The organism is Synechococcus sp. R55.7, from assembly GCF_047461955.1.
Classification (GTDB): Bacteria; Cyanobacteriota; Cyanobacteriia; order Thermostichales; family Thermostichaceae; genus Thermostichus.
Map to the genome: position 1 here is coordinate 1 of NZ_JANSIC010000202.1, position 4,780 is coordinate 4,780.

General features: G+C 57.1%; 6 protein-coding genes. 3 read left to right on the top strand and 3 right to left on the bottom strand.

The genetic code is table 11. From position 1 onward, the window contains the following. A partial coding sequence (locus NW820_RS10185; protein WP_414407423.1) for a biotin transporter BioY occupies window positions 1-462 on the top strand: 462 nt, incomplete at its 5' end. 398 nt (window positions 463-860) lie between these two features. On the opposite strand, the gene gshB is transcribed toward NW820_RS10185, so the two are convergent. Beyond that, on the bottom strand, window positions 861-1,808 hold the full coding sequence (gene gshB / locus NW820_RS10190; RefSeq protein WP_414328956.1) for a glutathione synthase: 948 nt from the start codon (window positions 1,806-1,808) through the stop codon (window positions 861-863). A 253-nt stretch (window positions 1,809-2,061) separates the two neighbouring features. Here gshB and NW820_RS10195 point away from each other — a divergent pair, with 253 nt between their 5' ends. Further along, window positions 2,062-2,790, top strand: coding sequence for a pentapeptide repeat-containing protein (locus NW820_RS10195; RefSeq protein ID WP_414328957.1), 729 nt, complete (start codon window positions 2,062-2,064; stop codon window positions 2,788-2,790). A gap of 39 nt (window positions 2,791-2,829) precedes the next feature. Here NW820_RS10195 and rpmB read toward each other — a convergent pair whose 3' ends face one another. Together rpmB and NW820_RS10205 are read right to left on the bottom strand one after the other, a co-directional pair. After that, window positions 2,830-3,066, bottom strand: a complete 237-nt coding sequence (gene rpmB, locus NW820_RS10200) for a 50S ribosomal protein L28 (RefSeq protein WP_011431026.1) — start codon at window positions 3,064-3,066, stop codon at window positions 2,830-2,832. Between the two features lie 24 nt (window positions 3,067-3,090). After that, window positions 3,091-3,453 (bottom strand): hypothetical protein, encoded by a 363-nt coding sequence (locus tag NW820_RS10205; protein WP_414344659.1) that lies wholly within the window; start codon window positions 3,451-3,453, stop codon window positions 3,091-3,093. A 165-nt stretch (window positions 3,454-3,618) separates the two neighbouring features. Here NW820_RS10205 and NW820_RS10210 point away from each other — a divergent pair, with 165 nt between their 5' ends. Continuing rightward, window positions 3,619-4,731 carry a dockerin type I domain-containing protein gene (locus NW820_RS10210; RefSeq protein WP_414407424.1) on the top strand — a complete coding sequence of 371 codons (1,113 nt, stop codon included), beginning with the start codon at window positions 3,619-3,621 and terminating at the stop codon, window positions 4,729-4,731. Window positions 4,732-4,780: the final 49 nt, after the last annotated feature.

Sequence of the window (4,780 nt, forward strand, 5' to 3'; positions counted from 1 at the left end):
CAAACCTTTGGGGTGATGCTGGTGGGGGCAGGCTTTGGGGCACGGCTGGGCTTTCTCACGTTGCTGGTGTACCTGCTGGAAGGGATCCTGGGATTGCCCTTCTTCAGCGGTGGCGGATCCGGGCTTGGCCACTTGGCCGGGGCGACGGGGGGCTACCTGTTGGCTTTTCCCCTGGCTGCAGGGCTGATGGGTTGGTTGGTGGAGCGCTGGGGCGTGGATCGCAACCCCTGGAAGATGGCGCTGGCGATGTTGTCCTGCTCGGCTCTGATTTTTTTGCTAGGAGCCACTTGGCTAGGGGTGTGGCTGAACCAGAATGTTGAGCCCACCTCGATCTTGGCCGTCCTCAACAAGGGGGTCTTCCCTTTTATTCCAGGAGACTTGGTGAAGTGCGGACTGGCGGCAGTGCTGCTGCCCACCATCTGGCGCTGGGTGGGACGGGAAAGGCCACCGGCAGACTCCTAGCCCACTGGGCAAGAGCAGCAACTCTAAAGACCGCTCCGGCAAAGCAGAAGGGGCCTGGGATTAGCCTCGGGTCGGAAAATCTAAAAAAAAGATAACAGCTCCGAGGATTTGGCCTTTTTTCTGAGATTCTAAAAACTGTGCTCAATGCGATGTTCAATACGGCCTATTCATGGAGCTTTTCTTTATATTGCTCTAGAGTTTTATAAGTCGCTGACTGGTCGCGGCAGAGCCCCCTTGTGGGGCTTTTTATTTTCTATCTGCCGACCGGAAAAAGTTGAACTCAACCTACTATGGTCATTCCAAGCTATAATTTGATCTCTATAGACTCCCTAAATAGACGGGAACCCCGTCAGGCAACAGACGCGCCGGATCCCAGAAACATCCCGGTGGGTAGTCATTCAGCCCTTGACGGGCACCTTCTTTTCCAGCCACTGAGCCACTTGATCTGCCAGGTCAACTCCTTCCAACTGACAGAGTTCTCGCAGCATTGTTGGGCTGGTCACGTTCACTTCGGTTAGTCGTTCCCCGATAACATCAATCCCGACAAAATACAGCTTCTCCTGCCTGAGCACCGGTGCCAAAGCCCCGCAGAGAGCCCGTTCTTTTTCGGTAATCTTGGTTTTTTCCACTCGACCGCCGGCAGCAACATTGCCCCGAAAATCGCCCTCTCCAGGGATCCGATTGACGGCGCCCAAAGGTTCTCCTTCCAGCAACAAAATGCGTTTATCTCCTGCCGCCGCCTGTGGCAAATACTCTTGCACCATCACGGGCAGCCGACCAAATTGGGTGCTCATTTCAATCAACGAGTTGAGGTTTGGATCCCCGGCATTGACCCTCAGGATCCCTTCCCCACCTTTGCCACCCAAAGGCTTGAGCACCGCCTGTCCTTCCTGTTCGACGAACTGACGCAGCAGACGCTTGTTGCTGCTGACGCGGGTGCGCGGGATCCACTCTTGAAATTGCAGGGCATAGAGCTTTTCGTTGGCCGAGCGGATCCCGGCAGGATGATTGAGCACCAGTGTGCGGCTGGGGGAGAGACGATCCAAAAGGTAAGTGGCATAGAGATAGGCCGTATCCACCGGCGGATCCTTGCGCATCCACACCGCCTGCATTTGGCTCAGGGGCAGCAGTTGCCGGTCTTTGACCTCATACCAGGGATCCGCTTGCAGATCCAACCGGATTTCCTCAAGGGATCCCCACGTTTCCCCTTGATCCCAGTAGAGATCCGCCAGGCCCAGGCAGAAAATGCGGTGCCCCCGTTTCTGCAGAGCTTCCATCAGGGCAATGCTGGTGTCATGGCCCACCTGCAACTGAGGCAATGGATCGACAATAAAAGCTACCTGCATGGGAGGTGTGGTTCACTGACGAAAGGCTGCCCCGAGTATGCAACAAATCGGAGCCGATGGCTCTCCCCCGGTAGGCTGTTTCCACAAGAGAAGGCCCCCTCTGGAAAGCTCGATGCAGGGTTGTCTTCTTAATATCCTCTTAACCTCGACAGGCGACGCAAACGTTAGCTTGATAGGTGGAATCCCCAGTTGGCCCTCAGTTCTCGGCTGGGTTGACCGGATTTCTGGCCTAACTGTGAGGAATGCTCCATCTGTGAGTGCTCCCCCTTCTCAACCCTCAGAGCCGGTTCGCATTGAAACCACGCGGGACTTGCTGGAAGCCTTGCGTGAGGGGCGCTCCCTGGTGGGTGCCAACCTGGAGAATGCCTACCTCTCGCGGGGCCTGTTCGACCGCATTCAGATGCCCAAATCCAATTTGACGCGGGCTAACCTGCGCTCGATCAGCCTGCAGCAAGCCGACCTACGTCTGTGCAACTTTCGCCGCGCTGAGCTAGAGCGGGCCAATTTTACCGCCTCAGATCTACGGGGATCCAGCTTTAGCCAGGCTCTGGGGGACTACAGCAACTTTACCGCCGCCAAACTGGACAAAAGCAGCTTTCAGGGGGGCCGTTTCAGCCATTCCATCTTTCGCGAAGCCAGCTTGGTGGCTGCTAATCTGGCGGAGGGGAACTTTTTTGCCGCCGACTTCCGCCAGGCCAACCTATCTCGCTGCAACCTCTCCCAGGCTGCCTTGGTGAGTTGCCAGCTTCAGTTTGCCAACCTAGAACAAGCCATTTTGGTGGGGGCCAACCTACGGGACGCTCAGATTGAAAACACGCTCTTCAGTGGAGCCGATTTTACCGATGCCAAGCTCTCCGATGAGACGCGCAAGCTCTTAATCGAGCGGGCCAGCGGCACCAACGAGCTTACCCAACGGGATACCCTCAACACCTTGCTGGCGGGATTGCAGCCCAAGTCGCGTAAGCTTTTTGGCTTGCTGTGAGGTTGGAGCTGTCAGACACAACTGGGCTGAGGAGAAAGCTCAAAACTGGTTGAGGTCGATCCCGGCTTCCCGGGCCATGGCTCCTATCCCTTTGGCCTTGAGAGTCTTCAAGGCTTTGGTGGAAAGGCGCAGACGAACAAACCGCTTACCCTCTTCCCACCAGATGCGCTTCCACTGCAAATTGACTTCCTGCAGGCGCTTGGTGCGCCGGTGGGAGTGGGAGATGGCAAAAGCGTTGTTGCGTTTCTTGTTGGTTAGTTGGCAGCGACGCGCCATGGGATCAAAGCAAACTCAGCCTAGCTATCGTAAGGCATCTTTTTGTTGGGCAGCAAGCTGAAGTTGACTTTGCAACTGGGCTAGCTCTGCCTTCAGTCGGTCAAAGGTTTGTTGGCAGTGGTTAACGCTTTTTAGGGGCAGCTCTTCATTTTTGGCAATGCAGGTCACCTGTACAGAGCCGTCGGCAGCCTGACGGGTGCGATCCACAAACACTTCCACCGTCACCAGTTTGGTGTGGGGATTTTTTCCGGGAGGCTCGCCGGCCACCCAATAATCAAGGCTGTTGTGGAGGATATTGAGTTGGCAGCGCTCCAAAACAGCGCGGATCGACTCGCTGAGCTGCTCGGCTGAGCCCACAAGCTGGGTAACGCAAGAGTATCGAGCCATAGAACAGGCAAGCCACCACGGTTATCCTACCATTAAGTTTTCGGCTCCTGCAGCCAAAGGCGAACCGGCAAAATTGCGCTCAAGAGTACTCTACACCGGCTCGGTTAGCCCTGCTGCGAGGAGGTGAATTACGTTAGAACATGAACAACTCCCAGGAGAGTTGCCATGTTTAGGGTCTCCTGTTTGGCTCATTCTCTTTTGCTACTGGGATCCCTGGGCCTGGGTTGGATAGGCGTGTCTTTTGCCCACGCGCAGCCCTTTCAGGCGGGCGACCTGGATGGGGATGGCCGTTTGACGGTGCAGGATCTCAACCTGTTGGGGGCCTACTTGCGGGGAGAACGGGGATTGACCGACGACCAGATCCGAGCTGCCGATGTCGACCAGGATGGACGGATCACAGAAGCCGACTGGCAAGTGTTGCAGCAGCGCATTCAGGCAGCAACGGATGTGCCCACAGGACAGGTGCAGTTGGATTCCGCCTATTCGGGACAGGTGGTGGATCGGCTGACAGGGCAGCCCTTGGCCGGGGCGGAGGTGGCCATTCCGGGGGCGGGTATTTCGGTGCGCACCGATGCCCAGGGTCGGTTTCGCCTGCCAGGGCCGCTGCCGGCAGAAGAAATTTTGGTGGCGCGGCTGGAAAATTACTTGCCCTATTCCCAAAGTACAGGCAACGGTCAAGCCAGCGGGGATCGGCCTTGGCAACTGCAGTTGGAGCGCTGGGATCCCAACACAACTTTGGTACTGGAGGCGAATGTCATCCGCCTGGGGGATAACCAGTACTCACCGGAATCGGCTGCCGCCGGGCAATTTTTGGGCCCTGCCCAAGGGGTGGAGATGACCCGCTCTTTCACTTTGCAACGCCTGCCTTCGCGCCCACCGGTTTTGCGGATTGGATCCCTGATTGGGTTGGATACAGCTGCCGCCTATCGGGCCGGCCAATCCCGGATCCCCAGCGCCAATATGTCTCCCATGCAGGTCATTCTGAACGGGGTGGAAATCGAGCAGATTCACCTGGGGGGAGATAACCTACAGATTCCCCTGCCGCTGCAACCTCTGCGCCTGGGCCTGAACACTGTTACCCTGCGCACCGGCAAAACCCTGATTCAGCCCCCCATGGTCACCCGTGGTCCCCAAGTGCCGATCAGCATTCCCCTTTTCGGGGGATCCCTGCACATCTCGGTGCCGCTGGGAGGTGATACAGTCATCCGGCACGGTGGAGCCTGGGTGGATCATGACGATGTGCAGTTGGCTAACGTAACCATCGAGATCCCCAAGTAAACTACCCGGCCCTGACTGCTTCGCAGTACGGGGCGGGCTTTCGGTAGCC

Coding starts and splice junctions, on each gene's coding strand:
- gshB (WP_414328956.1), bottom strand. CDS start 1,808: ATGCAGGTAGCTTTTATTGTCGATCCATTGCCTCAGTTGCAGGTGGGC.
- rpmB (WP_011431026.1), bottom strand. CDS start 3,066: ATGGCGCGTCGCTGCCAACTAACCAACAAGAAACGCAACAACGCTTTT.
- NW820_RS10205 (WP_414344659.1), bottom strand. CDS start 3,453: ATGGCTCGATACTCTTGCGTTACCCAGCTTGTGGGCTCAGCCGAGCAG.
- NW820_RS10210 (WP_414407424.1), top strand. CDS start 3,619: ATGTTTAGGGTCTCCTGTTTGGCTCATTCTCTTTTGCTACTGGGATCC.